The following is a 24577-nucleotide window of genomic DNA, read 5'->3' on the forward strand; positions in this document are numbered from 1 at the left end:
TTACGGAGAATCAGCGGCCGCTCACCGGCCCTGGTCCAGATAGGCGAGGACCGCCAGAACGCGACGATTGTCGTCGTCCGACACCTCCAGGTCCAGTTTGGTGAAGATGTTGGAGGTGTGCTTGGCAATGGCCCGTTCTGTGACGACGAGCTGTCCCGCGATCGCCGCGTTGGACCGCCCCTGCGCCATCAGGTCCAGCACCTCCAGCTCCCGCGGGGTCAGGCGGCCCAGCGGCTGGTCGGCGGCCGCCCGCCGGGTCAGCAGCTGCTGGATCACCTGCGGGTCCATGGCCGTACCGCCCGCCGCCACCCGGTGCACGGCGTCCACGAACTGCGCCGCGTCGAACACCCGGTCCTTCAGCAGATAGCCGACCCCGCCCGTACCGTCGGCGAGCAGTTCGCGCGCGTACAGCTGCTCCACGTGCTGCGAGAGCACCAGCACGGGCAGCCCGGGTCTCGCCCGCCGGGCCGCCAGCGCGCACTGGAGCCCCTCGTCGGTGTGCGTGGGCGGCAGCCGTACGTCGACCACGGCGACGTCCGGCTCCAGCTCGGCCAGCGCACGGGTGAGCTCGGGGCCGGACTCGACGGCCGCGGCGATCTCGAAGTCATGGGCTTCCAGCAGCCGGACCAGTCCGTCCCGCAGGAGGAACAGGTCTTCGGCTAGGACAACACGCAAGGGATCTCCATGGTGACCATGGTGGGACCGCCCGCGGGACTGCTGACGGCCAGGACGCCGTCGAATGTACCGAGCCGCCGCTCGACCCCGGCCAGTCCCGAGCCCGCCCCGATCACCGCACCGCCCTTGCCGTCGTCGGTGACGCTGATCCGCAGCGTGCCCTCCTTGTGGTGCAGGTCGATCCACAGCCGCTCGGCGTCCGCGTGCTTCACGGCGTTGGTGAGCACCTCGCTCACCGCGAAGTACGCCGCCGACTCCACCGGCGCGTCCGCCCGCCCGGGCAGCTCCACCGTCACCTCGGCGGGCAGCGGCAGCCGCAGCGCCAACGCCCTTACGGCGTCGCCCAGTCCGCGCTCGGCGAGCACCGGCGGATGGATGCCGCGCACCAGGTCCCGCAGCTCGGCGAGGGCGTCCACGGAGGACTTGCGGGCCTGCGCGAGCAACTCCTTCGCCTTCCCCGGGTCCTTGTCGAGGAGCAGCTCGATGGTGCCGAGGTCCATGCCCATCGCGACCAGCCGGGCCTGCGCGCCGTCGTGCAGGTCCCGCTCGATGCGCCGCAGTTCGGCGGCGGAGGTGTCGACGGCGTCCTGCCGCGTCTCGGTCAGCACCCGGACCCGCTCGGCGAGTTCGGCCTGGCTGGGGGAGAGGAGGGCGCCGGTGAGCCGGAAGTGGGCGCGCAGCACGGGCACGGGGAGCAGCCGGAACAGCAGCAGGAGGACGAGCGCGAGCGCACCGGCACCGAACGCGGAGGCCTGCCCGGTGACCGGCACGAAGGCGTACCAGTACCCGTCCGGGAAGACCCGCCACAGCCCGGCCGCCAGCGCCAGCCCCTCCACCGGGTACAGCACCAGCACGGCGGGCAGCAGCGCGGTGAGGAACCCCGCCGTCATGTCGACGGGCAGCCACCTGAGGTCCCGCCAGGTCGCCGGGTCGCCCAGCATGCCGAAGGTGCGCCCCCACGGGTTGGCGTCGGCGGGGAGCGGCCGGTACGCCGCCGGGATCCGCACCCCGGCCCACTCGGCGCCGAGGACCCGCCGCCAGTCGGCGAACGCCCGGACCCCGGTCAGCACCCACGGCGTGGTGACGATCCCGACGCCGATCGGGATGAGCGCGATCGACACCAGCGACAGCACGAGGCACAGCACCGCCCCCGGCAGCGCCACCAGCGCGAGCCCGAACCCCCGCACCGCCGCCAGACCCGAGGTCCGCGCCCAGGTACGCCCACTGCTGCTCTGTGTCTCGATGCTCATGGCAGCAGTCTGTCCCGAGGGCCTCGACCGGGTCACGGGGCCTGACCACCCGCTCAGGGGGTGGTGCCAGATACACCCCCGCCGGTTGATCGGACCGGCGATGACGCCAACGCCCCAAGGGGCGCGGGGAACCGCGCGAACGGCCACGACGGTCCGGCACCCGGCACCCGACAGACGCCACCATGGCGGGACCCCGCACCAGCCGCGCAGCGCCTCGCACCGCCGACCAGGTACCGGCGACGGCCCGCCCCGCGAACTCGCCCCGCGGAACGGGCCTGTGCCGTCAGCAGACGGGCTTGCGCGGCGTCAACGCCCCGTCGGCGGCGCGTACTTGTAGCCCACCCGGCGGATCGTCTGGATCGCCTGCCGGTGCTGGGTACCCAGCTTGCGGCGGAGGCGGGCGATGTGGACGTCGACGGTGCGGCCGTCGCCCACGTGGCCGTAACCCCACACGGTGGTGACCAGCTGGTCGCGGGTGTGCACCCGGTGCGGGTTGGCGACCAGGTGGGCGAGGAGCTCGAACTCCAGGTAGGTGAGGTCGAGTTCGACGCCGTTCACCTCGGCGGTGCGCTGCACCGTGTCGATGCGGACGAGCGGGTCGTCGCCGCTCCCGGCACCGGCCGGGCCCGACTCGGTGGGCAGCAGGGGCGGCTGCTGGTCGGCCGGGACCAGCACCAGGTAGCCGATCATCGGCGGCTGGCCCGGCAGCGTCGGCAGCGCGTGCTGCGGGGCGGGCAGCCAGGTAGCGCCCGGCGGCAGGAAGTCCGCCACGTCCAGCACGTCGTCGGGGCCGACGGCCCGCAGGCGGTGCCGGGGGCCGTGCTCGGCCGGGGCGGAGGCGAGGGGGGCGGGGGACAGAGAACGAGTGGTCGCCATGAGGGTCAGCTCTTTCGCGCGAGAAGGTCGTCCCGGGGACGGGTCGTCCGGAGACGTGGATCGACTGCGCGCTGGCCGAAGGCCGGACGGGGTGTGTCGGCTTTAGAGGGCCCGCGCGTTCATCGCGCGGCAACACACCCGGTCGAAGTCGTGATGCTGACGGGAAGGCCAGAACGGCTCGAGGTCATGGCGACCTGTCGCGGTGGGGTTCTGGAAGCTGGCCATGCCCACATTGAAGCAGACACAAGCCCGCAACAGGACCCTCCTCTCACTGCTTGGACGCTTCCTTGACGGGAAACTGACGTTGCGTACGTCACCCCATCAGGCGTTTGCGCCAGTTCAGGGGCGTGATGGTGATCGCGGTGTCCGGATTGCCGTCCCACTGGGTGGACAGCCCGGCGGCGTCGAGCGCCGCGACGACCTCCTGACCGACGGCGGCCTTGCCCTGCGGGGTGTTGTCGAAGTCGCCGTAGTAGACGGACAGTCCATGGCCCTCGGCCGCGCTGCGGGTGCACTGGTAGTGGAAGAAGACGAAGCCCCGCGCGCCCCCCTCACGGTCCGCCATCTCGGCGCCGATCTCGCCCATTCCGCAGTTGCGGCAGCAGGTGAAGTTCTCGCGGGCCACGATGCCGGCCCGCTCCAGCGCCGCGAACGCCCGCTCCAGCCGGTCGGGGTCGGTCGGTTCCGCCCAGGACTCCTGCTCCTCGATGCGGGCCAGCCACAGCCGCTCCACGATCGGCCGGGCCTGCGCGGCGGACAGCCGGTCCTCCAGCAGATAGGCGGTCTCGCGGATGATCTCCTCGATGCCGAGGTAGCCGTCGGCGAGCATCACGCGCACCTGCCCTTCGGCCTCGGCGGCGATCTCCGGGTCCGGCGCGGGCACGTCCTGGGGCGCCCCGAGTTCGTCGCGCTGCCAGACGATCCCCGTGTCCCAGCCGTCCTCCTGGCGGGCCCAGCGCGCCATCACGTCCGCGACCAGGTCCGGGTCCGTCACCTCGGTGACCCACATGTACGGGACGGGGCCGGTGCGGTGCTGGAACTGGTAGACCCCACCCGGCTCGTGGGCGACCTGGATGAAGACCGCCGGCCGGTCCGGTATCCGCTGCACGATGAGGAAGTGGTCGCCGGCGCCCCCGATCCGGTGCACCAACTCCCGCAGCCGCGGCGCCGGGATCCGGGTGTGCGTCTGCCGGTTCTCCGTCTCGACCTTGATGGCGAGCGGGCCCTTGTCGATCTCCATGTCCCCACCATGGCAGACCCCACTGACAACGCGCCGAGGGGCGCCCACCGCAGTCGGTGGGCGCCCCTCGGGAAGCTGCAAGCGTGCTGCTCAGACCTGGCCGGCCTTCTCCAGCGCGGAGCAGCAGGTGTCGACGATCAGCCGCGTCACGACGTACGGGTCGACGTTGGCGTTGGGACGGCGGTCCTCGATGTAGCCCTTGCCGTCCTTCTCGACCTGCCACGGGATACGGACCGAGGCGCCACGGTTGGAGACACCGTAGGAGTACTCGTTCCACGGGGCGGTCTCGTGCAGACCGGTCAGACGGTCGTCGATGCCGGCGCCGTAGTTCTTGACGTGGTCGAGCGGCTTGGAGCCCTCACCGAGCGACTCGCACGCGGTGATGATGGCGTCGTAGCCCTCGCGCATCGCCTTGGTGGAGAAGTTGGTGTGCGCGCCGGCGCCGTTCCAGTCGCCCTTGACCGGCTTGGGGTCCAGGGTGGCGGAGATGCCGAAGTCCTCGGCGGTGCGGTAGAGCAGCCAGCGGGCCACCCACATGTGGTCCGAGACCTCGAGCGGGGAGACCGGGCCGACCTGGAACTCCCACTGGCCGGGCATGACCTCGGCGTTGATGCCGGAGATCGCCAGACCCGCCTTGAGGCAGTTGTCCAGGTGGGCCTCGACGACGTCACGGCCGAAGATCTCGTCGGCGCCGACACCGCAGTAGTAGCCGCCCTGGGGGGCCGGGAAGCCGCCCTTGGGGAAGCCGAGCGGGTAGCCGTCCTTGAAGAAGGTGTACTCCTGCTCGATGCCGAAGATCGGCTCCTGCGCGCCGAACTTCTCCTCGACCTCGGCCAGCGCGGCGCGGGTGTTGGAGGAGTGGGGCGTGAAGTCGATGTTCAGGACCTCACACAGGACCAGGATGTCGTCGCCGCCGCGGATCGGGTCCGGGCAGGTGAAGACCGGCTTGAGCACACGGTCCGAGGAGTGCCCCTCGGCCTGGTTGGTGGAGGACCCGTCGAAGCCCCAGATCGGCAGCTCGGCACCCTTGGCGTCGTCCGCCAGGATCTTCGTCTTGGAACGGAGCTTGGCCGTCGGCTCGGTGCCGTCGATCCAGATGTACTCAGCCTTGAAGGTCACGGGCCACATCCTTCGGGGGTGGGTCTCTAGGCGCACTTGCGGGTGCTGCGGGGTGCTGCGGCGCTGCGGCACTGAAACGCCGCGCTTGATGTGCGCGAGCCTGTCAACAGGCGATTTCCCGGTCATTGCTCGAATGTGAACCCCGTGTTACCTGGTGGTTCTGTGGCGCGTCTCACGCTGTGAGGGCGGGCGGCGCCGGGGGAGCGGCTCGCGGAGCCGGCGGATGAGCCGGCGTGCCGGCTCGTATGCGATGGGGTTGGCGGTTCAGTCCCGCTCGGCCGCCGCGTCCCGCACTCCGGTGAGGAACCCCAGGATCGCGGCCGTCTCCCGCTCGTCGTACGTCCGCAGCAGCCCCATGGTCCGGTCCATCAGCGGCCCGAAGAAGGCCCGCCCGAGCTCGACGGCCTCCTCGCTCACCTCGATCACGACCTTGCGCCGGTCCCGTTCCCCGCGCACCCGCCGCACATGCCCGGCCCGTTCCAGCCGGTCGACCAGCGCGGTCGTGCCCGCCGAGTTCAGCCCGAGCGCGGCCCCGAGCCGCCCCGCCGTCATCTCCTCGCGCGCGCGGGCGGCGTCCATGAGGGCGATCAGGGCGCGCACATCCGTCGGATGCATGTCGTTGCGCTGCGCGAACCGGGCGCTGTGCAGACCGAGCTCGACGGTGACCGCGCGCAGGAGATGGACGATCTCCATGCCGGAACCCTGGGGTGTCATGTCGCTCATGCCGCTCCTCGGCTATTGTCTCGCTCATCGAACATCTCGCTCAAAGAGATAATAGGGGAGGGCTCGATGAGCACGTACGACGACGACGCTTTCCAGGCGGCCTACGACAAAGTCCTGGCCAAGTGGCCCGCGGAGCGGGAGGCGGTCCATGTCCCCACGCCCTTCGGCACGACCCACGTCACCGTGTGCGGGCCAGCCGGCGCGCCCCCGCTCCTCCTGCTGCCGGGCGGGGGCGCGACCGCCGCGTCCTGGTACGCCCAGGCCGCCGACCTGGCCCGCACCCACCGCGTCCACGCCGTCGACCTGATCGGCGACGCGGGCCGCAGCGTCCCGGCCGCCGACCGTCACCCCCGTACGGTCGCCGACCTGGCGGCATGGCTGGACGCGGTCCTCGACGGCCTCGGCATCGAGGAGGCGGACCTGGGCGGGCACTCGTACGGCGCCTTCGTCGCCCTGCACCACGCCCTGCACGCGCGCGTGCCCAGGCGCGTACGCAGCCTGTTCCTGCTGGACCCCACCCAGTGCTTCGCCGGATACCGCCCGGCGTATCTGCTGCACGCCCTGCCGATGCTGCTGCGGCCCGCGCCCCACCGCGTCCGGGCCTTCCTGGAGTGGGAGACCGGGGGAGCACCCCTCGACCCCGACTGGCTCCGCCTCCAGGAGGCGGCCGCCGGCTTCCCCTCCGTAGCGAAGCCGGTGACCGGCCCGCGCCCGTCCCCTGACGCACTGCGCGGGCTCGACGTGCCGGTCCTGCTGTTCGTGGCCGCGAACAGCAGGACCCATGACACGGACAAGGTGACGGCCAGGGCGGGTGAACTGCTGCCGCGCGTCGAGACGGTGGTGGTCCCCGGTGTCTCACATCACGCGCTGCCGCACTCGGCACCCGCCGAACTGGGCCGCCGCCTCACGGAGTTCCTGTGCCGTTGAACCTCACCCCACCTTCTCGATCACGGCCCGGCGGATGAGGAACTTGCCGGGTTCGCGGACCTGTTCGAAGGCGGCGTTGTTCAGCAGCGCACAGCTGCCCGAGACGGAGGTGACCTCCACCGTCGTGGACTTGTTGTTGTCCAGGTTGGTGACCTTCAGCTTCGTCCCCGCCGGGAACTGGTTGCTGGACGCGGCGGGTGCCCCGCCCTCGCCGGAGAGCGTGACGGTGGAGCCGTTGCAGACCTGCTGCCCGGAGGCGGCGGCGGGCTGACTCGCCTGCGCGGCCGGCGCCGAGGCGGCCGGAGTGCTCGGTGCGGCCGGAGTCGCCGGCTGTGCCGCCTGGGAGCCCTGAGCCGACTCCCCAACGGCGCACCCGGACGCCTTCTGCTGCACCTTGATCTGCTCGATGACCGCTTCACGGTTGGCGATCCGGGCCGCGGACTGCGCGTCCGGAGCGGCCCGTTGGCCGTCGATGAACTTCTGGTTGTTGCCGAGGGCGGTGGCGAGCCCCTGGCAGACGCCCGAGTCGGCCGCCTTCGTCTGCGCTTGCGGCGCCTGGGAGGCGTTCGACGTGCTCGCCATGACGAAGGCACCACCGCCCGCCACCGACGCCGCGCCCACGAACAGGGCGATCTTCTTGCCTGTGCTGAGAGTTCTCCTACGCGACATGCGCGCCTCCTGAAGAGGTAGGGGAGCGTACGCCGCTATGTACGAGATACCGAACGAGGTTACTCAGCGGTCGCAGGAGCCGCTGAAGTAACGTGCGTCACACGGAGTCCGGGTCCTCGTAGGCGACGACGTTGTCGTTCACGTACTGGAGGAGGCCCTCGGTCTGACCCGTGATCGCGGCCTCGTCCGTCTCCGAGCCGTCGCCCCACTGCCCGTTGGCGAACACCACGGACCGCACGGTCATCACCCGCCGGAACACCCCGGCCGACCCGGGCGGCACCGTCGGCAGCCCGGCCGAGGGCGGCGGATCGAGCGACACGACCTGGTACGTCACCGGGTCCATGGAGGCCATCGCGAACACGGACGAGGCGTCCTCGACACGCCGGAAGCTCAGCACGGTCACCGTCACCTGCGAGCGCCGCTCGGCGTCCGTGAACAGCGCGGCGGTCAGCCGCTCGCATCCCTGGCCCTGGGCGATCAGCGCGGCCAGCTCCGGTGCCATGCCCTCGGCGCAGTCGGAGGTGGTGGCCAGGTCGACACGCTCGTACCGGGAACCGTCGTCCAAGCGCACGCTCTTCGCCGGGAAGGCCTGTTCCGGACGGACGACCGGCCGGGAGAGCAGCGAGGGCAGGGCGGACGGGGCGTCGGAGGGGAGCGTGACGGAGACGGACGGGACCGCCGGGGACGAGGCCGCGGCGGCGGCGCCCCGGTCGCCCCCGTCCGTGTAGAGCACGGCCCCCGCGGTGATCGCCGCGACGAGCAGCACACCCGTCCCCGCGGCCACCACCCGCCGGGTGCGCCGACGTCTGCGTATCCGCTCCTGCTCCGCCACCCACTGGGCGTACGGGTCCACGGTCCCGTACGGCATTCCTTGATCACCGAAGGTCATGGCGGCGGAGGGTAACAGCGCGAGGCACCCGAACTCCCGCCGCCCGACATCCAGTTGCTTAACGGGACAGAGCGTCCCGAACGGCCTCCTCGCTGCGGCCGACCACGGCCGTGCCGTCGTCCGCGGTGATGATCGGCCGCTGGATCAGTTTCGGGTGCTCGGCGAGCGCCTTGACCCATCGGTCGCGCGAACTCTCGTCCCGCGCCCACTCCTTGAGCCCCAGCTCCTTGGCGACGGCCTCCTGGGTGCGGGTGATGTCCCACGGTTCGAGGCCGAGACGGTCGAGTACGGCCCTGATCTCGTCCTCGCTCGGTACGTCCTCCAGGTAGCGGCGGACGGTGTAGTCCGCACCCTCGGCGTCGAGCAGGGTGAGCGCGCTGCGGCACTTGGAACAGGCCGGGTTGATCCAGATCTCCATGGGGTCAAAGGTACCCCTGAGGTCCCCTCAAAGCCCCTGTGGCCAGGGCCTTTTGTCAGTGCCTGGCGGTACACTAGAAGACGTGTTCGAGGGTGTTGGGGGGCTGCCGAACCCCCCGTTCCGACACCCTCACCGCGACAGGAGGATGCCTGTGCCCGCTGCCGCTCTGAAGCCGTTGCCCACCCAGTCGACCGCCCAGCACCCGGTGCTGCTCGACCTTCCGTACACCCCCGTGGAGAAGCGCCCGCTGCCGCCGGGCCGGCCGCGCGAGTGGTACATCACGCACAACCGCCGCCTCAAGGCGATGCGGCTCGCCATCGCCCTGCTCGACTCGGGCGTGTACCTGCCGAACCAGGCCCGCAACGAGAAGATACGCACCACGGCGGAGACGATCGGTGTCCACCCCCCGTCGGACACGACGTGCCACATGGTCCGAGCCCTGATGCGCTACGCCCGCTGAGGCACCGGCGCCGGGCACCCTCGTACGCGGGGGCGCCCGGCGCCCCACCCACCCGTCCCTCACCCGATCGCCGTACTCCACATGCGCCCGCCCCCGTCCCACGCTTCCCTGCGATCAGGAGGTGTGCGGCACAGGGACGACAGACGACGGCGGATCGGGAGACGTGATGCGAAGGCACGGCGGATGAGCGCCCCTGGCGGCCAGGGCACCCCCGGTGACCGCGCCGCGCAGGGAAGGGCCGCCCGCAAGCGCGTCCCGCGCTCCGCGCACGCCACCTGGATTCCCTCCCTCGACCGGCCCGACCCCGTCGCCGTGCTGGAACGCCAGGGGCGTGACCGGCTGCCGGAGCTGCTGCCGATCCGGTACGGCAGGATGTCGGCCTCCCCGTTCGCGTTCCTGCGCGGCGCCGCCGCCGTCATGGCCGCCGACCTCGCCGCCCAGCCGCACACCGGCCTGACCGTGCAGCTCTGCGGCGACGCCCATCTGCTGAACTTCGGGCTCTACGCCTCCCCTGAGCGCACCCTCCTCTTCGACCTCAACGACTTCGACGAGACCTTCCCCGGCCCCTTCGAGTGGGACGTCAAACGCCTCGCCGCGAGCGTCGTCGTGGCCGCCCGCGAGAACGGCCACAGCGAGCCGAAGGCCCACCGGGCGGCCGTGGCCGCCACCGCCGCGTACCGCACGTCCATGCGCAGACTGGCCGGGCTCGGCGAACTCGATGTCTGGTACGAGCGCCTCGACGCCGACACCCTGATGCCCCTCATCCGCTCCACCCGGCACCGCCACCGCGCCCGGTCGACCCTCACCCGGGCCCGCCGCCGCACCAGCCTCCAGGCCCTCGGGAAGCTGACGGAGGTGGTCGACGGGCGGCGCCGGATCATCCAGGACCCGCCGCTGCTCGAACCCGCCGGCGTCCCCGACATGGCCGCCCTGCGCAAGATCTTCAGCGACTACCGCTCCACCCTCGCCGAGGAACGCCGTCTCCTCCTCGACCGCTACCGCTTCGTCGACGCCGCCCGCAAGGTCGTCGGCGTCGGCAGCGTCGGCACCCGCTGCTTCATCGTGCTGCTGACCGGCCGGGACGCGGACGACCCGCTGTTCCTGCAGATCAAGGAGGCACGCCAGTCCGTCCTGGAGGAACACCTGCCGAACGGGCCGTACGTCCATCCCGGACACCGGGTCGTCGCGGGCCAGCGGCTGTTGCAGGCCGCCAGCGACATCTTCCTCGGGTGGATGACGGGGCCGCAGGGACGGGCCTTCTACTGGCGGCAGCTGCGTGACATGAAGGGCTCGGCCGAGGTGGCCGGGATGAGCCCCGCGGAACTCACCACGTACGCCCGCCTGTGCGGCACCGCCCTGGCCCGCGCCCACGCCCGCTCGGGAGACCGTGTCGCCATCGCCGCCTACCTGGGCGGCGGCGACACCTTCGACCACGCGATCGCCGAGTTCGCCCACACCTACGCCGCGCGGACCGCGACCGACCACACCACCCTGACCGCGGCGATCGCGGCGGGCGTGGTCACCGCCGCACCGGACGTGTGACCGGGCGCGGACGCGAGCCCTGTCACCGGGTACCCGGGCGTACGCTTCCGCTATGGCGACCCGCCGAGGGGCCCTGGACACCGTCGCTTCCGTGGAGCGGCGAGCCGCGGTGGCCCGCGCCCGCGCGGCGCACGCCAGCAGCACCGCCGAACGGCACACGGTGCTCGCGGACCAGGCGGCCACCGAGGTGCTCCGAGACGTCCACACGCGGATCGCCGCACTCCACGCGTCGACGGCGTCCTGTCATCTGACCGTGGCCCGTCTCCTCGACGTCTACGGGGGCCGCCTGTCGACGTGGGTGAGCGAACAGGACACCCCGCAACCGGTGTTCATGACCGGCGTCGCGGAGGCCTGCGGCACCGGCAGCGCCGCCCTCACCCTGGTCGGCGCGGCCTTCGACCAGCTCGCCCTCTCCGCCTCCGACGAACGGGCGCGTGCCGCCCAGGAGTTGGAGTTCGTCCTCGGCGAGGGCCCGGCCCGCGACGCCACCCGGCAGCGCCGCCCCGTGTCGGCGTCCGGCCCGATGATGAGCATCCTGTGGCCCGGCTACGGCCCCGCGCTCACCGAGCTCGGCACAACCGAGGTGGCCGCGGTCCCGCTGACCGTGTCGGACATCTGCGTCGGCGCCCTCGCCGTGTTCGATCCCGCGCCGGGTGTCATCGGCTCGGCCGCCTTCGCCGGGCTCGCCGAGGCGCTCACCGGCTCGATGATCCTGAGCCCGGACGGCGAACCGGGCCTCTACGGCGGCCTCGACGTGCGGGCCACGGTCCACCAGGCGGCCGGCATGCTCGCCGTACAGCTCGACTGCCCGGTGGCCGACGCGCTGGAACTGATCAGGGCGCACGCGTTCACCGAGGGCACCTCCGCGCAGTCCGTCGCCGCGCGGATACTCCGGGGTGGACTGCGCCTTGGCTGACACGTGGGGAGACGAGGGGAATCCGATGACGGTATCCGGGACGCAGCACCGGCGGATCGCGCAGGCGTTCGTCGATCTCGCCGCCTGCGGGGTCGACGAACCCTCCAGGCTGCTGGCCGTGCTCGCGGCACACGGCAACGGGCTGCTCGGTGACTGCGCGGCGGTCACGCTGTACGCCCCCGACGCCCACGCGCCGGTCGAAGTGGCCGGTACCGGCGAGGAGTTGATGCGGCTGGCCCGCGAGGCGGTCGAGTGGGGCGAGGGGCCCGGGCCGCGGGCCTGGCACACCGGCCGCCCGGTGCCCGACACCGCCCTCGACGCCGACCAGGCCCGCTGCGACTGGCCGCGCTACACGGCCCGGGCCCGGGAACTGGGCTACGGCCGGGTCGCCGCCCTGCCGTTGTACGTCGGCGCGGACACCCTGGGCGCCCTGGTGCTTCTCGGCCGCGGCCCGGCCCCTCTCAGCCCCGGGCTGCTGGAGCTGGGCCAGGCGCTCACCGACGCCGCCGGCTGGGCGCTGGAACACGACCGCCAACTGCGCGCGAGCCGCGCCCTGGCCGACCAGCTCGGCTACGCCCTGAACAGCAGGGTCGTCATCGAGCAGGCCAAGGGCATGCTCGCCGCCCGCCTCTCCGTCCCGGTCGACGAGGCCTTCCACATCCTCCGCGCCCACGCCCGCTCCCACCGACGCCGCCTGGCGGAGGTCGCCGGGGAGGTCGTGCACCAGCACCTGGAGCTGGGGCGCCTGCCATGACCCCGCGGGCGCACCGCGAGGCCCCGTTGGGAAAGCAGGTCACATCCTGAGCGTCCCGCTCCGGCAACGCGCTGACAGCCTGAGCGTCCCGCTCCGGCAACCCGCGCACACCCTGGGCGTCCTGCTCGGGCACCCCGTGCTCAGCTTGGGCGTCCCGTTTCAGGAACCGGCTCGCGGTCTGGGCGTCCTGTTCCGGCACCCCGCGCCCAGCCTGGGCGTGCTGCTCGGGCACCCCGTGCTCAGCTTGGGCGTCCCGCTCCAGGAGCCCGCTCGCGGTCTGGGCGTCCTGTTCCGGCATCCCGTGCCCAGCTTGGGCGTTCTGCTCGGGCACCCCGTGCTCAGCTTCGGCGTCCCGCTCCAGGAGCCCGCGCACACCCTGGGCGTCCCGTTCCAGGAGCCCGCGCACACCCTGGGCGTCCCGCTCCAGGAACCCGCGCACACCCTGGGCGTCCCGCTCCCGGAACCCGCTCACGGTCTGGGCGTCCCGCTCTAGGAGCCCGCCCACAGTCTTGGCGTGCCGCTCCAGCAACCCACCCACAACCTAGGCGTACCGCTCCAGCAACCCGCCCACATAAGCCTCCAGCCGCCCGCCGAGCACCTCCGGCGTCAGATCGTTCCGCCCCAGCTCGCGCCAGGGCCCGGCCAGTTTCGCCGCGTCGGGGGCATAGGCGAGGGCGTCGAGGAGCCGCCAGTACAAGTGGTCTGCGGCATCGGCGAGTTGGACGCCGCCGTGTGCCTCGTACCGTTCCCGGAAGTCCAGCCCGTGCTCCGGCCCGTGCAGCAGCGCGAGCGCGGTCGAGCAGTGCGCCACGTCCAGATCGGCCGGCCCCCACGAGGTCTCCACCCAGTCGACGACCCCGCTGATCCGCCCCTCGGCGAAGAGCACGTTCCCCGGGTGGAAGTCCCGGTGCAGGAACACGCCCTCGTACGACGGCGGCTCGCGCCGGATGACGTGCACGGCCCGCTCCCAGATCGCGCCCTCGGGCACGCGCACCCGCTCCGGGGACGTCCATGCCTGATAGGTGCGCGGACGCTCCTCCGGTACGACGGCGTGGATCCGGACGAGTTGGGCCGCCAGCAGGTCGAGGCGCCGTGGAAGATCCTCCTCGTCGACCCGCACCCGGCCCGGCAGCCGGGACATCAACAGGCTGGGATGATCGGCGAGTTCGGCCGTGGCGTCCACCGCGACCAGCTCGGGCGCCGGAACGCCGTCCTGCCCGGCGAGCAGCGTGAGGATGGCCGCCTCGCGGGCGAGGAGCCCGGGCGCGTGGTGCCGGAAGAACGGCTTCACGAAGGAGCGCTGCACGAGGTCCGTGCCGTCGTCGAGGGTGAGCCCACGCATCTGCGAGGTCCAGCCACCCGACAGGAAACGGGTAGCGGCGACCGTACGGCCCTCGGGGAGCTGCTTGGCCAGCCAGGCGCGGGTCGCCGACCAGCCGTCGACCAGGAGCGCGTCGACGAAGGCCCGCAGGTCGTCGGCGTGATCGTGGAACCAGACGCCCAACCGGTGCCCGGCGTCCGGGAGTTCGAGGCGGCTGTACTGCGAGCGCGTCGCCAGCGCGTCCTGCACGGCCTCGGTGACCGCGGGCGGGATCACCTCGTCCCGGCCCGGCACCGCGAGCACCGCCCGGCCCTCGTAGGCGCGCAGGGCATCGAGCGCGGGCGCCTCGCGCCAGCTGTCCGGGGTGCGGATGAGCTCGCTGAACGGCCCGTCCCCGTCCCCGAACGGCAGCTCCCAGGCCGCGGCCGCGTACACCGCGGGCGAGCACAGCCCGATCGCCGACACCCGACTCCCGTAGTGCCCCACGAGGTCCGCGACGGTCTGCCCGCTCATGCTGAACCCGACCAGGACCAGCGGCCCGTCCGCCGCGACCCGTGCGTCGATCACCGCGACGGCCTGCTCGAACCGGCGGCGCAGACTCAACTCCCGCAGTTCACCGCTGCTTTCACCATGTCCGGAGAAGTCGAGGGCGAGCACGCCGCAGCCACGGCCGGCGAACTCCGCCAGCACCGGCGCCAGCCGCTCCTTGCTGCCGTTGCCGGCCCCGTGCAGCACGACGGCGGTGGCCCGGTCCGGACCACCGCCGCCGTACACCCCGCTGAGCCGTTCGCCGTCGTGAGGGAAGGTGAAGGAGGAGAGCATGCCCTCATTCGATCACGACGGTCGGTCCTCAGACAGCGGACTTCCGCGCCGCCTTGATCGCCTCGCGCAGATGGTCCTCGTCGACCTGGCTCAGCGAGGTCTGCACCAACTGGCCGCCGAACGGCGCCAGTTCCGGGATCACCTTGTCCTGCGCCGCCTGCTTGACCAGGACGAACAGAGCCGCGGCACCCGGGCGCAGATTCTGGCTCAGCTCCTTCATGAAGGTGTCGTTGATGCCGGTGTCGGTGACCGCGCCCCCGGCCGCGCCGGCCGCCGCGCCCACCGCCGCGCCGAGCAGCGGGGCGAGGAACAGCAGCCCGATCACCCCGCCCCACAGGGCACCGCCGGCCGCGCCCATGGTGGTGTGGTTGACGGCCTGGTGCAGCTTGATCCTGCCGTCGTCCCGTCGCTCGACGACCACGATGTCCTCCAGCTCGACGAGATGCTGCTTGGACAGCTCGATGACCTTCTCGCGGACCTGATGGGCGGTGGCGAGGTCGTCGTAGGCGACGACGAAGAGATCACTCATCCCGGGCACCCCTTATGTTGCGAAACAGACGGAATACTGCGTTTCGCCCGACTCTAGGCCGCGGGAAAAGGAGATGCACGCCGAGTGACGGACTCCCTACGCTGGACACCCGTTGCGGAGCCGTCACCTCTGCTTTCGGCAGGACGGGCGTCACTCTGCGCGTTCGGCACTACTCTGCTGCTCACCCACCCACGCACACGGAGGCCAATGATGGGCACCATCGTCATGGCCGGGACCGCAGTTCTGGTCGTCTTAGGATTCGGGAACCACATCTACTGGCTCGCCGCCGTCGCCGTGCTCTTCCTGTACACGCAGTACGGGCGCGGGACGTCGTCCGCCACCCCGTCGAGGGGCGGCTCGTCGTCCGGCGGCGGGATGATGCCCAGTGACTACCGCGCGTACCGCGACCGCCGGGACAAGCAGGCCAAGTGGGAGCGCCGCTACCGCCGCGAGCGCCCCTTCGAGTCCCGCCGTCAGGAGCGCGAGAAGAGCAAGGGCAAGTAGGACCGGCCGGGGGCGCTTCAGGTCACAGACCCGGGGCGCCCCACACCGGGAACCACCGGCTCAGATCCTGTTCAAGGCGCAGATCGTCCCCGAGGGCCGCCTTCACCCGCAGTTCCAGCGCGTTGTCGCGCCGCTGCCCGTCGCCGGGAAGCGGCGCGAAGGGGTAGAACGTGCCGCGCTTGTAGAGATAGACCAGCGCGAGCGCCCGCCCCGCCTCGTCCCGGAACCCCGCGAGCGAGCACAGCAGCTGCGGCCCGAAGCCGTTGACCTCCATCGAGGCGTTCACCGCGTGCAGATCGTTGACCAGCAGATGCAGCTGGTCGGGGGCGCGCCGCGACACCAGCCAGGAGTACCCGTAGTCGTCGCGCCGCAGCTCCACCGGAGGGCCGTCCCGGTCGGCGTCCGCGTCAAGGAGCGCCTGCACCTCCCGGTGCGTCTGCTCGAACGCCGCGCCCTCGACGGTCGCGAAGCACACCGCGCCGCTCCCGGACGGGGTGAACTCCGCCGCGGCCTCCAGCGTCACGGCCGCCGAGGGCAGCGCGAAGAGCCGGTCGAGATCGGGCGCGACCGGCTTGGTGCGCCCGAGCAGAATGTCCAGCAGCCCCATCCGCTACTCCGCCTTCCCCGGCCGGGAGGCCTCGCCCAACTCGGCGGAGATCCGTCCCAGTTGCTCAAGGCGCTGTTCCAGGGTCGGGTGGGTGGAGAAGTACCGCTCGATGCCGGGCTCCTTGCCGGTGGCCGGGGTGAAGTAGAAGGCGTTGAAGGCCTGCGCGGTCCGAAGGTCCTTGGTCGGGATCCGGGCGAGGTCCCCGGACACCTTCGTCAGCGCGGAGGCCAGCGCCGAGGGCCGCCCGGTCAGCTGGGCCGCGGCCCGGTCGGCGGCCAGCTCCCGGTACCGGGACAGCGCCCGGATGAGCAGGAAGCTCAGCGCGTACACCGCGGCCGAGACACCCATGACCGCGGCGAAGACGACCGCGGTGTTCTGGTCCCTGCGCCCGCCGAAGACCTGCGAGTAGAACGCGAACCGCACGATGAGCCCCGCGATGACCCCGAGGAACGAGGCGACGGTGATCACGGCGACGTCCTTGTGCGCCACATGCGACAGCTCGTGCGCGAGGACACCCTCCAGCTCGTCCTTCTCCAGCCGCCGCAGCAGCCCGTCGGTCACGCACACGACGGCGTGGTCGGGGTTGCGCCCGGTGGCGAACGCGTTGGGCATGTCCATGTGGGACACGGCGACGACCGGCTTGGGCATGTCCGCGATGGCGCACAGCCGGTCCACGACCCCGTGCAGCTCCGGATACTCGTCCCGCTCCACGACCTGCCCCCGCATCGCGAACAGCGCGACCCGGTCGGAGAACCAGTACTGCGCCCCGAGCATCGCGGCCACCACGACCACGACCAGCACCCAGGACTTCAGCAGCACGATCAACGCGCCCACGAAGACGACGTACAACAGCCCGAGCAGGAACAGCGTGACCGTCATCCGCACGGTCAGCCGCCGGTCGCTCCGGAAGCGGCTCTGCATCTGCCTCACCCCGCAGTCAGGCACTCGTCCCACTGCCAGTGTGCACCCGGCCCCACCATGAAGCGGTCGCGATCAGCCCTGCGCCCGGCAAAGGCTCGGCCCGGGCCGCGCGCCCGCCCTCAGGACCCGAGTCCGGCCTCCCGCTTGCGCCGCGTCAGCACGTACTCGCTGAACAGCTCCCGCGCCCGGTCGTACAGTTCACCCACCTCCGCCGACCCGAGCGGCACGTCCGCGGTCGGGTGCCAGCGCTGCACGGACTGCCGGGCCCAGTGCCGCAGCTTCTCGTCCGGGTCGTCGATGAGGGCGACCGCCGCCCGCAGCCGTACGATCCCGCCGTGCCGGTCGAGCAGCCGGAACGCCGAGACCCGCACCGCCCGGGACCGCCGGTCCGCGAGCCGCTCCATGAGCCACCCGGCGTCCAGCGCCCGCGCCGAGGGCACCAGCGCAAGGGTCGCCTCCCGCACCACACCCGGATCGGGATCGTCGAGCAGCTCCGTGAACCGCGCCACGTCCGACACGTCCAGGGCCCGCAGCCCCGCCACGGCCCGCGCCCGCACGGCAGGCACGGAGTGCGAGGTCAACCCCCACAACACCTCCGCGTCCCCTCGCTCCCCACACTCGGCGAGCCCACTCACCGCCCCCGGCGTCACCCCAGGACCGGCACACCGCTCCCGGTACCAGGCCGCCGGATCACCTGCGTACTGCCGCACCACGTACCGCGCACACGCCCGCACCCGCCCGGACCGATCGCCGAGAAACTCGACGGCTCCCTCCGGCAGCCCGGCCCGCCGCAACGCGGTGACCCCGGCGGCCCGGGCCCGCGGATTACGAGCGCCGAGGAGAGGTTCGAGCACGTCCTCGTCGACGCCGTCCCGCGCCACGGCGGCCAGCGCGGCGTCGGCGCACAGGTCCTGGAGCACGGTGTCGTCGTCGTGGGCGGCGACGCGGGCGAGCTCGGTGGGGGAGAAGAGGCCGTTCGCGACGGCGAGACGGTGGGCGTAGCGGCGTACGGCACGGTCCTGGGCGGTCAGCAGCGGGTCGAGCCGCTCCAGCGACGCCCCGCCCAGTGCCTCCCCCAGCAGCCCGACCCCGTACACGCCCCGTGCGCGCCGGCCGACCAGCAGGATCAGCGGTGCGAGGGCGACGGCGTCGGCCACCGTGAGCATCCCGCGCAGCACCTCGCGGGCCTTCTCCCGCACCGGCTCGACCCAGTCGGCGGCACGGACGACGACCAGGGGCAGCAGCGCCGGGAACGACGGCACCCGCTCGACCGCCGCCTCCCGCACCCGCCCGTCGCGATGACACAGCGCGAGGGCCAGCCTCGACTCGTCGAGCGTGTCCGGGTGCCGCAACGCGGCGAACCAGCGGCGTCGGCGCTGGGTGCCCTCCGGTTCCCACGTCCGGTGCCACCGCAGCCATGACCGTGCGTCCAGGTCCAGCGCGATCCAGGCCCCGGGGTTCGCCCCGTCGACCGCGTCCCGGAGATCGGCCCCCTCCGCCAGCCGCAGCACGGCGGCCAGCTCGTCCCTCACGTCGTCACTCATCGCTCGTCCCGCCTAGTACGGCGCCCGGAACCCGCCGTACCCCAGCAGCACGATGACCACCGCCACGATCCCGAACACCAGTGCCGTCGACGCCCAGCCCGACCGCGGCCGCGTCACCCCGTCCGGGTCGGCGCGGAACGGCTGGGGCTGCGGGGGGTTGTCCTTCCAGCGGGCCGCGAGCATCCGGGCCCGGGCCGAGGGTTCCTTCAGCTCGGCCGCGTCGGCCCAGCGGATGTCGAACTCCCGGTCCTCGTCGTCCCGTTCGGGCTTTCCCATGACCCCGTGACCCCCGTCAGCCGTTATCGAACAGTCGTGCAGGAAACCATACGACGGCGCCCCCACCCCTGGAAAACAGGGGCGAGGGCGCCGTCGCACGAACTACGCGTCGATCACACGTCGAAGTAGAGCTCGAACTCGTGCGGGTGCGGACGCAGCTGGAGCGGAGCGATCTCGTTCGCGCGCTTGAAGTCGATCCACGTCTCGATGAGGTCGGACGTGAAGACGTCACCGGCGAGCAGGAACTCGTGGTCGCGCTCCAGGGAGTCGAGGACGGCCGGGAGGGACGTCGGGACCTGGGCCACGTTCGCGTGCTCCTCGGGAGCCAGCTCGTAGAGGTCCTTGTCGATCGGCTCGGCCGGCTCGATCTTGTTCTTGATGCCGTCCAGGCCCGCCAGCAGCAGCGCCGAGAAGGCGAGGTACGGGTTGCCGGAGGAGTCGGGCGCACGGAACTCGACGCGCTTGGCCTTCGGGTTGGAGCCCGTGATCGGGATACGCATGGCCGCGGAGCGGTTGCGCTGCGAGTACACCAGGTTGATCGGCGCCTCGAAGCCCGGCACCAGACGGTGGTACGAGTTCACCGTCGGGTTGGTGAAGGCGAGCAGCGACGGGGCGTGCTTGAGGATGCCGCCGATGTAGTAGCGGGCGGTGTCCGACAGACCCGCGTAGCCGGCCTCGTCGTAGAACAGCGGGTCGCCGTTGCTCCACAGCGACTGGTGGACGTGCATGCCCGAGCCGTTGTCACCGAAGATCGGCTTCGGCATGAAGGTCGCGGTCTTGCCGTTGCGCCAGGCCACGTTCTTCACGATGTACTTGAAGAGCTGGAGGTCGTCGGCCGCGGCGAGCAGCGTGTTGAACTTGTAGTTGATCTCGGCCTGGCCGGCGGTGCCCACCTCGTGGTGCTGGCGCTCGACCTGGAGGCCGGACTTGGCCAGCTCCAGCGAGATCTCGGCACGCAGGTCGGCGAAGTGGTCGACCGGCGGGGTCGGGAAGTAGCCGCCCTTGTAGCGGACCTTGTAACCACGGTTGTTCTCGACCGCACCGGTGTTCCAGGCGCCGGCCTCGGAGTCGATGTGGTAGAAGCTCTCGTTCGCACCGGTCGCGAAGCGCACGGAGTCGAAGACGTAGAACTCGGCCTCGGGGCCGAAGTACGCGGTGTCCGCGATACCGGTCGAGGCGAGGTAGGCCTCGGCCTTCTTCGCCACGTTGCGCGGGTCACGGGAGTACTGCTCGCCCGTGATCGGGTCGTGGATGAAGAAGTTGATGTTGACCGTCTTGTCGCGGCGGAAGGGGTCGACGCGCGCGGTGGACAGGTCGGCGCGGAGCGCCATGTCGGACTCGTGGATGGCCTGGAAGCCGCGGATCGAGGAGCCGTCGAAGGCGAGCTCCTCGGCCGGGTCGAAGGCCTCGGCCGGGATCGTGAAGTGCTGCATCACGCCCGGCAGGTCGCAGAAGCGGACGTCGACGAACTTGACGTCCTCGTCCGCGATGAACTTCTTGGCCTCGTCGGCGTTCTGGAACATCCAGCTCCTCCTACTCCCGACGGTTCCGTGCCGGGGTGGTAGTTCGTTCGTGCGGCCAGTGCGGTGGCACACGCTGTTCCCGACCCTAGGGACGGGTGATTTCTCAGGCGTGACCCATTTGTTTCGCACAAGTTAACCGGACACCTTCCGATCCACCCCACCTGTCCGTATCGCGAAACGCGGGCAGTACCGTGGACGCGTGGACAAGAGGGAAGCAATCGGATCGTGGCTCTCCGGCCCCCGCGCGGCCGCCGAGGAAGCCGGTGTGGACTTCGGATACCGGGGTCAGCAGCTGGGGCTGCCCGAGGAGGGACCGGGCTCCATCGCCCGCCCGGGACGACGCCTCGGGGCGCTGGTGGTGGACTGGGGGATGAGCATGCTGATTGCATCCCAGTTGATCACGCACGGCTACGACCAGGCGACGGGCAACTGGGCCCTCCTGGTCTTCTTCGTGATGAGCGTCCTCACGGTCGGCACCCTCGGCTTCTCCCCGGGCAAGCGCCTCTTCCGCCTCCGGGTCGTCGACCTCGACACCGGCCAGGTCAAGCCGCTGCGCGCCCTGCTGCGCACGCTGCTGCTCTGCCTCGCCGTCCCGGCCCTGATCTGGGACCGCGACGGCCGCGGCCTGCACGACCGGCTGACCCGCACGGTCGAGGTACGGATCTGAGACGCGTACGACCTACGACGAGAAGGGCGCCCGGAGTGATCTCCGGGCGCCCTTCTCGTCGTAGAGGCTGATTCAGCGAGCCTTCGGGCCGCCCTTCGGCAGCTTCATGCCCTTCGGCATGGGGCCCTTCGGCAGTGGCATGTTGCTCATCAGGTCGCCCATCGCCCGCAGCCGGTCGTTGGTCGCGGTCACCTGGGGGCCGGTCAGCACGCGCGGCAGCTTCAGCATCGAGGTCCGCAGCTTCTTCAGCGGGATCTGGCCCTCGCCCGTGCCCACGATCAGGTCGTGCACCGGCACATCCGCGACGATGCGGTTCATCTTCTTCTTCTCGGCGGCCAGCAGGGTCTTCACCCGGTTCGGGTTGCCCTCGGCGACCAGGACGATGCCGGCCTTGCCGACGGCCCGGTGCACCACGTCCTGGCTGCGGTTCATCGCCACCGCGGGGGTCGTCGTCCAGCCCCGGCCGATGTTGTCGAGCACGGCCGCGGCGGCGCCCGGCTGTCCCTCCATCTGCCCGAAGGCGGCCCGCTCCGCACGGCGCCCGAACACGATCGCCGTTCCGAGGAAGGCGAGCAGGAGGCCCAAGATGCCGAGGTAGACCGGGTGACCGATCAGGAAACCGAACGCGAGAAAGACACCGAGGATGAGGAGGAAGACACCCGCGAGCACCAGGCCGATCGTCTTGTCGGCCCTGCGGGTCATCTTGTACGTCAGGGCGATCTGCTTCAGACGCCCGGGGTTTGCGGCATCCGCCGCGCTGTCACTTCTCGCCATGCCACGAAGTCTACGTGGCGTCCGGAGCGGGGACGACGGCGGAGGCGCTCAGAGGCGGGCGCCGATCGCCTTCTCCAGAACCTGCTGTGCCTCGACCCGGTCCTTGGCGCGACGGCGGTCCTCCAGAACGGACGTCCAGGCGTTGCGGCGGGCGGTGCGCTGGCCGCTGCTCATGAGCAGCGACTCGACGGCACGCAGTGCATCGGTGAACGACGGGATGGCGGTGGCGCGAACGGGCGCGGCCTGCATGATGGAGGTCCCCCCTCAGGGATAACGGCTCTGGTGAGTGGTGCACTGGCTGTACAACCAGGGTCACTGAATGGTGTTACCAGGGCGTGACCGACCGGTCAAACACCAATGAAGCCTAGATATGCGGCCCGAAAACACCGACGCGGCCCCGAGGGTGCCCCCAACTGCGGGGACGCCCAGGGCCGCGCCAATTGGCCACTACCGGGCGGTAGTTGCTTGTGCTCGGATTCACACATGCCGAATGGCACGCAGTGCCATCCAGTCGTTCTCCGGCGAGTCTCAGACCGCCTGCGAGGCGACGTACGCCCCACGCTTCTCGACGGCCATCTGGTAGAGCCGCCCGGCACGGTACGAGGAGCGGACGAGGGGCCCGGACATGACGCCCGAGAAGCCGATCTGCTCGGCCTCCTCCTTCAGCTCCACGAACTCGTGCGGCTTGACCCAGCGCTCCACGGGGTGGTGCCGGACGGAGGGCCGCAGGTACTGGGTGATCGTGACGAGCTCGCAGCCCGCGTCGTGCAGCTGCTGGAGCGCCTCGCTGACCTCCTCGCGGGTCTCGCCCATGCCGAGGATCAGGTTGGACTTGGTCACCAGGCCGAAGTCACGGGCCTCGGTGATGACCTTCAGGGAGCGCTCGTAGCGGAAGCCGGGGCGGATGCGCTTGAAGATCCGGGGCACCGTCTCGACGTTGTGCGCGAAGACCTCGGGCCGGGACTCGAAGACCTGCTGGAGCAGCTCCGGTACGGCGTTGAAGTCGGGGGCGAGCAGCTCCACCTTGGTGTGGCCGCCCTCGCGCTCCGCGGTCTGCTGGTGGATCTGGCGCACGGTCTCGGCGTACAGCCAGGCCCCGCCGTCCTCCAGGTCGTCGCGGGCGACGCCGGTGATGGTGGCGTAGTTGAGGTCCATGGTGACCACGGACTCACCGACGCGGCGCGGCTCGTCGCGGTCCAGCGCCTCGGGCTTGCCGGTGTCGATCTGGCAGAAGTCGCAACGCCGGGTGCACTGGTCGCCGCCGATGAGGAAGGTGGCCTCGCGGTCCTCCCAGCACTCGTAGATGTTGGGACAGCCGGCTTCCTGGCAGACCGTGTGCAGGCCCTCGCTCTTCACGAGCTTCTGCATCGCGGTGTACTCGGGACCCATTTTCGCCCGCGTCTTGATCCACTCGGGCTTGCGCTCGATGGGGGTCTGGGCGTTCCGGACCTCCAGGCGCAGCATCTTGCGTCCGTCGGGTGTGACTGCGGACACATCGGCTCCCTGCTGATTGACTAACGAAGCATTCGATTCTTCGGCGTACACCAGCGTACGCCCGTGTTTCCCAGGGCCCTACAGCAGAGGGCAACCCCTGGGCCGAGGGCTCCATTCCCCACCGTCAGGCGGTCGCCCGTTCAATCTCGCGCGGCTTCAGATCGGCGTTCTCCAGCACATCCCGCAGATGCCGCTCCACCACCGGCAGCACCTCGTCGATCGTCACGTCCCGGCCCAGCTCGTTCGCCAGCGACGCCACCCCGGCGTCCCGGATCCCGCACGGGATGATCCGGTCGAACCACCGGTTGTCCGGGTTCACGTTCAGCGCGAAGCCGTGCATGGTGACGCCCTTGGCGACCCGGATGCCGATCGCCGCGATCTTCCGGTCCTCGCGCCGCTGCCCCGCGTTGGACGGGGCGTACTCGGGCCCGTTCATCCGCGGGTCGAACTCCTCGTCGGTCAGCCGGGGGTCGAAGTCCAGCGACAGGCCACCGAGGGAAGGGCGCTGCTCGACCGGATCGCCGAGCACCCACACCCCGCTACGGCCCTCGACCCGGCTGGTCTCCAGCCCGAACTCCGCGCACGTGCGGATCAGGGCCTCCTCAAGGCGCCGTACATGCGCCACGACGTCCACCGGACGCGGCAGCTTCTGGATCGGGTAGCCCACCAGCTGCCCGGGCCCGTGCCAGGTGATCTTGCCGCCGCGGTCCACGTCGACGACCGGGGTGCCGTCGAGCGGCCGCTCGCTGTCGGCGGTGCGTCGGCCGGCCGTGTACACGGGCGGGTGTTCGAGCAGCAGCACGGTGTCGGGGACCTCGTCGGTGAACCGCGCCGCGTGCACCCGGCGCTGCTCGTCCCACGCCTCCTGGTACTCGACGGACTCCGCACCGAATCCCATCCGGACGAACCGCAGCTCGCTCACGGCAAGCGCCTCCCTGGAGAGTCGTAAGGCACGAACTGTGCCTACGCCACTGTACGACTCGCCGTCACGCGTCAGCCGTGCGGTCAATCCTCACACGATCGGATGAACGAACGGCGAAGTGTGCGATGGTCTGCTCACTCTCCGCTACATTCACGCCGTCCTATAGAGGCCATAAGGGCTGCTCACAGGCAATCCGGGCAGGAGACACCACCGCA

General features: G+C 71.2%; 28 protein-coding genes. 8 read left to right on the top strand and 20 right to left on the bottom strand.

Going from position 1 to position 24577, the window contains the following annotated elements:
- Positions 1 to 21: 21 nt before the first annotated feature.
- The 6 genes from OG885_RS32135 to OG885_RS32160 form a co-directional block, all read right to left on the bottom strand.
- Entirely contained in the window at positions 22 to 675 is a 654-nt protein-coding gene (locus OG885_RS32135; protein WP_329339917.1) for a response regulator transcription factor, read from the bottom strand.
- A complete protein-coding gene (locus OG885_RS32140) occupies positions 660 to 1925 on the bottom strand; it encodes a sensor histidine kinase (RefSeq protein WP_405737759.1) in 1266 nt (421 codons plus the stop codon). Before OG885_RS32140 ends, OG885_RS32135 begins: the two co-directional genes overlap by 16 nt.
- Before the next feature lie 306 nt (positions 1926 to 2231).
- On the bottom strand, positions 2232 to 2801 hold the full coding sequence (locus OG885_RS32145; RefSeq protein WP_405737760.1) for a winged helix-turn-helix domain-containing protein: 570 nt from the start codon (positions 2799 to 2801) through the stop codon (positions 2232 to 2234).
- A gap of 313 nt (positions 2802 to 3114) precedes the next feature.
- A complete protein-coding gene (locus OG885_RS32150) occupies positions 3115 to 4041 on the bottom strand; it encodes a DUF6891 domain-containing protein (protein WP_405737761.1) in 927 nt (308 codons plus the stop codon).
- A gap of 90 nt (positions 4042 to 4131) precedes the next feature.
- Entirely contained in the window at positions 4132 to 5160 is a 1029-nt protein-coding gene (glnII, locus tag OG885_RS32155; protein WP_399965500.1) for a glutamine synthetase, read from the bottom strand.
- A gap of 264 nt (positions 5161 to 5424) precedes the next feature.
- Positions 5425 to 5874: a MarR family winged helix-turn-helix transcriptional regulator gene (locus OG885_RS32160; protein ID WP_405742970.1), complete on the bottom strand. Its 450-nt coding sequence runs from the start codon at positions 5872 to 5874 to the stop codon at positions 5425 to 5427.
- A 75-nt stretch (positions 5875 to 5949) separates the two neighbouring features.
- Between OG885_RS32160 and OG885_RS32165 the strand changes: the two genes are divergently transcribed.
- Complete coding sequence (locus OG885_RS32165) at positions 5950 to 6810, top strand: alpha/beta fold hydrolase (protein WP_405737762.1); 861 nt, start codon at positions 5950 to 5952, stop codon at positions 6808 to 6810.
- Between the two features lie 3 nt (positions 6811 to 6813).
- Here OG885_RS32165 and OG885_RS32170 read toward each other — a convergent pair whose 3' ends face one another.
- The 3 genes from OG885_RS32170 to OG885_RS32180 all read right to left on the bottom strand — a co-directional run bounded on the left by OG885_RS32170 (position 6814) and on the right by OG885_RS32180 (position 8786).
- Positions 6814 to 7479, bottom strand: coding sequence for a hypothetical protein (locus OG885_RS32170; protein WP_405737763.1), 666 nt, complete (start codon positions 7477 to 7479; stop codon positions 6814 to 6816).
- A 97-nt stretch (positions 7480 to 7576) separates the two neighbouring features.
- Positions 7577 to 8368 carry a hypothetical protein gene (locus tag OG885_RS32175; RefSeq protein ID WP_405737764.1) on the bottom strand — a complete coding sequence of 264 codons (792 nt, stop codon included), beginning with the start codon at positions 8366 to 8368 and terminating at the stop codon, positions 7577 to 7579.
- Positions 8369 to 8426: 58 nt separating this feature from the next.
- Positions 8427 to 8786, bottom strand: coding sequence for an arsenate reductase family protein (locus tag OG885_RS32180; protein ID WP_399965509.1), 360 nt, complete (start codon positions 8784 to 8786; stop codon positions 8427 to 8429).
- Between the two features lie 151 nt (positions 8787 to 8937).
- Here OG885_RS32180 and OG885_RS32185 point away from each other — a divergent pair, with 151 nt between their 5' ends.
- The 5 genes from OG885_RS32185 to OG885_RS32205 all read left to right on the top strand — a co-directional run bounded on the left by OG885_RS32185 (position 8938) and on the right by OG885_RS32205 (position 12951).
- On the top strand, positions 8938 to 9246 hold the full coding sequence (locus OG885_RS32185; RefSeq protein ID WP_329339929.1) for a hypothetical protein: 309 nt from the start codon (positions 8938 to 8940) through the stop codon (positions 9244 to 9246).
- A gap of 183 nt (positions 9247 to 9429) precedes the next feature.
- Complete coding sequence (locus OG885_RS32190) at positions 9430 to 10788, top strand: DUF2252 domain-containing protein (RefSeq protein WP_405737765.1); 1359 nt, start codon at positions 9430 to 9432, stop codon at positions 10786 to 10788.
- A 52-nt stretch (positions 10789 to 10840) separates the two neighbouring features.
- Positions 10841 to 11704, top strand: a complete 864-nt coding sequence (locus OG885_RS32195; RefSeq protein ID WP_405737766.1) for an ANTAR domain-containing protein — start codon at positions 10841 to 10843, stop codon at positions 11702 to 11704.
- A gap of 25 nt (positions 11705 to 11729) precedes the next feature.
- Positions 11730 to 12458, top strand: coding sequence for a GAF and ANTAR domain-containing protein (locus tag OG885_RS32200; protein WP_405737767.1), 729 nt, complete (start codon positions 11730 to 11732; stop codon positions 12456 to 12458).
- 145 nt (positions 12459 to 12603) lie between these two features.
- Entirely contained in the window at positions 12604 to 12951 is a 348-nt protein-coding gene (locus tag OG885_RS32205; protein ID WP_405737768.1) for a hypothetical protein, read from the top strand.
- A gap of 48 nt (positions 12952 to 12999) precedes the next feature.
- Here OG885_RS32205 and OG885_RS32210 read toward each other — a convergent pair whose 3' ends face one another.
- Together OG885_RS32210 and OG885_RS32215 are read right to left on the bottom strand one after the other, a co-directional pair.
- A complete protein-coding gene (locus OG885_RS32210) occupies positions 13000 to 14601 on the bottom strand; it encodes an alpha/beta fold hydrolase (RefSeq protein WP_405737769.1) in 1602 nt (533 codons plus the stop codon).
- Positions 14602 to 14629: 28 nt separating this feature from the next.
- Positions 14630 to 15130 (bottom strand): DUF1269 domain-containing protein, encoded by a 501-nt coding sequence (locus OG885_RS32215; RefSeq protein ID WP_405737770.1) that lies wholly within the window; start codon positions 15128 to 15130, stop codon positions 14630 to 14632.
- A 210-nt stretch (positions 15131 to 15340) separates the two neighbouring features.
- Between OG885_RS32215 and OG885_RS32220 the strand changes: the two genes are divergently transcribed.
- A complete protein-coding gene (locus tag OG885_RS32220) occupies positions 15341 to 15634 on the top strand; it encodes a hypothetical protein (RefSeq protein WP_399965524.1) in 294 nt (97 codons plus the stop codon).
- 22 nt (positions 15635 to 15656) lie between these two features.
- Here OG885_RS32220 and OG885_RS32225 read toward each other — a convergent pair whose 3' ends face one another.
- The 5 genes from OG885_RS32225 to glnA all read right to left on the bottom strand — a co-directional run bounded on the left by OG885_RS32225 (position 15657) and on the right by glnA (position 20505).
- The gene (locus OG885_RS32225; RefSeq protein WP_405737771.1) at positions 15657 to 16241 is read right to left on the bottom strand and encodes a hypothetical protein; all 585 of its coding nucleotides are present in this window, start codon (positions 16239 to 16241) and stop codon (positions 15657 to 15659) included.
- 3 nt (positions 16242 to 16244) lie between these two features.
- Positions 16245 to 17162 carry a zinc metalloprotease HtpX gene (htpX, locus tag OG885_RS32230; protein ID WP_405737772.1) on the bottom strand — a complete coding sequence of 306 codons (918 nt, stop codon included), beginning with the start codon at positions 17160 to 17162 and terminating at the stop codon, positions 16245 to 16247.
- 119 nt (positions 17163 to 17281) lie between these two features.
- Positions 17282 to 18706 carry a hypothetical protein gene (locus OG885_RS32235; RefSeq protein WP_405737773.1) on the bottom strand — a complete coding sequence of 475 codons (1425 nt, stop codon included), beginning with the start codon at positions 18704 to 18706 and terminating at the stop codon, positions 17282 to 17284.
- A 12-nt stretch (positions 18707 to 18718) separates the two neighbouring features.
- On the bottom strand, positions 18719 to 18982 hold the full coding sequence (locus OG885_RS32240) for a hypothetical protein (RefSeq protein WP_405737774.1): 264 nt from the start codon (positions 18980 to 18982) through the stop codon (positions 18719 to 18721).
- A 113-nt stretch (positions 18983 to 19095) separates the two neighbouring features.
- Positions 19096 to 20505, bottom strand: a complete 1410-nt coding sequence (gene glnA / locus OG885_RS32245) for a type I glutamate--ammonia ligase (protein WP_405737775.1) — start codon at positions 20503 to 20505, stop codon at positions 19096 to 19098.
- A 199-nt stretch (positions 20506 to 20704) separates the two neighbouring features.
- On the opposite strand from glnA, the gene OG885_RS32250 reads away from it, so the two are divergent.
- Positions 20705 to 21172, top strand: a complete 468-nt coding sequence (locus tag OG885_RS32250) for an RDD family protein (protein WP_405737776.1) — start codon at positions 20705 to 20707, stop codon at positions 21170 to 21172.
- A 72-nt stretch (positions 21173 to 21244) separates the two neighbouring features.
- Here the strand turns inward: OG885_RS32250 and OG885_RS32255 are convergent, their stop codons facing one another.
- The 4 genes from OG885_RS32255 to lipB all read right to left on the bottom strand — a co-directional run bounded on the left by OG885_RS32255 (position 21245) and on the right by lipB (position 24449).
- Positions 21245 to 21946, bottom strand: coding sequence for a DUF4191 domain-containing protein (locus tag OG885_RS32255; RefSeq protein ID WP_399965580.1), 702 nt, complete (start codon positions 21944 to 21946; stop codon positions 21245 to 21247).
- A 48-nt stretch (positions 21947 to 21994) separates the two neighbouring features.
- A complete protein-coding gene (locus OG885_RS32260; RefSeq protein ID WP_329339949.1) occupies positions 21995 to 22195 on the bottom strand; it encodes a hypothetical protein in 201 nt (66 codons plus the stop codon).
- Between the two features lie 279 nt (positions 22196 to 22474).
- Positions 22475 to 23440: a lipoyl synthase gene (gene lipA / locus OG885_RS32265; protein ID WP_405737777.1), complete on the bottom strand. Its 966-nt coding sequence runs from the start codon at positions 23438 to 23440 to the stop codon at positions 22475 to 22477.
- Positions 23441 to 23564: 124 nt separating this feature from the next.
- Entirely contained in the window at positions 23565 to 24449 is an 885-nt protein-coding gene (gene lipB, locus OG885_RS32270) for a lipoyl(octanoyl) transferase LipB (protein ID WP_405737778.1), read from the bottom strand.
- Positions 24450 to 24577 lie beyond the last annotated feature (128 nt).

This window comes from Streptomyces sp. NBC_00028, from assembly GCF_045041065.1.
Taxonomy (GTDB): domain Bacteria; phylum Actinomycetota; class Actinomycetes; order Streptomycetales; family Streptomycetaceae; genus Streptomyces.

Excerpts from the sequence above, each read along its gene's own strand:
- OG885_RS32210 (WP_405737769.1), bottom strand. The coding sequence starts at position 14,601 with ATGCTCTCCTCCTTCACCTTCCCTCACGACGGCGAACGGCTCAGCGGG.
- OG885_RS32175 (WP_405737764.1), bottom strand. The coding sequence starts at position 8,368 with ATGACCTTCGGTGATCAAGGAATGCCGTACGGGACCGTGGACCCGTAC.
- glnA (WP_405737775.1), bottom strand. The coding sequence starts at position 20,505 with ATGTTCCAGAACGCCGACGAGGCCAAGAAGTTCATCGCGGACGAGGAC.
- OG885_RS32215 (WP_405737770.1), bottom strand. The coding sequence starts at position 15,130 with ATGAGTGATCTCTTCGTCGTCGCCTACGACGACCTCGCCACCGCCCAT.
- OG885_RS32145 (WP_405737760.1), bottom strand. The coding sequence starts at position 2,801 with ATGGCGACCACTCGTTCTCTGTCCCCCGCCCCCCTCGCCTCCGCCCCG.
- OG885_RS32235 (WP_405737773.1), bottom strand. The coding sequence starts at position 18,706 with ATGAGTGACGACGTGAGGGACGAGCTGGCCGCCGTGCTGCGGCTGGCG.
- OG885_RS32225 (WP_405737771.1), bottom strand. The coding sequence starts at position 16,241 with ATGGGGCTGCTGGACATTCTGCTCGGGCGCACCAAGCCGGTCGCGCCC.
- OG885_RS32195 (WP_405737766.1), top strand. The coding sequence starts at position 10,841 with ATGGCGACCCGCCGAGGGGCCCTGGACACCGTCGCTTCCGTGGAGCGG.
- OG885_RS32165 (WP_405737762.1), top strand. The coding sequence starts at position 5,950 with ATGAGCACGTACGACGACGACGCTTTCCAGGCGGCCTACGACAAAGTC.
- htpX (WP_405737772.1), bottom strand. The coding sequence starts at position 17,162 with ATGCAGAGCCGCTTCCGGAGCGACCGGCGGCTGACCGTGCGGATGACG.
- OG885_RS32260 (WP_329339949.1), bottom strand. The coding sequence starts at position 22,195 with ATGCAGGCCGCGCCCGTTCGCGCCACCGCCATCCCGTCGTTCACCGAT.
- OG885_RS32170 (WP_405737763.1), bottom strand. The coding sequence starts at position 7,479 with ATGTCGCGTAGGAGAACTCTCAGCACAGGCAAGAAGATCGCCCTGTTC.
- OG885_RS32160 (WP_405742970.1), bottom strand. The coding sequence starts at position 5,874 with ATGACACCCCAGGGTTCCGGCATGGAGATCGTCCATCTCCTGCGCGCG.
- OG885_RS32180 (WP_399965509.1), bottom strand. The coding sequence starts at position 8,786 with ATGGAGATCTGGATCAACCCGGCCTGTTCCAAGTGCCGCAGCGCGCTC.
- OG885_RS32240 (WP_405737774.1), bottom strand. The coding sequence starts at position 18,982 with ATGGGAAAGCCCGAACGGGACGACGAGGACCGGGAGTTCGACATCCGC.
- OG885_RS32150 (WP_405737761.1), bottom strand. The coding sequence starts at position 4,041 with ATGGAGATCGACAAGGGCCCGCTCGCCATCAAGGTCGAGACGGAGAAC.
- OG885_RS32140 (WP_405737759.1), bottom strand. The coding sequence starts at position 1,925 with ATGAGCATCGAGACACAGAGCAGCAGTGGGCGTACCTGGGCGCGGACC.
- OG885_RS32200 (WP_405737767.1), top strand. The coding sequence starts at position 11,730 with ATGACGGTATCCGGGACGCAGCACCGGCGGATCGCGCAGGCGTTCGTC.
- OG885_RS32220 (WP_399965524.1), top strand. The coding sequence starts at position 15,341 with ATGGGCACCATCGTCATGGCCGGGACCGCAGTTCTGGTCGTCTTAGGA.
- OG885_RS32255 (WP_399965580.1), bottom strand. The coding sequence starts at position 21,946 with ATGGCGAGAAGTGACAGCGCGGCGGATGCCGCAAACCCCGGGCGTCTG.
- OG885_RS32190 (WP_405737765.1), top strand. The coding sequence starts at position 9,430 with ATGAGCGCCCCTGGCGGCCAGGGCACCCCCGGTGACCGCGCCGCGCAG.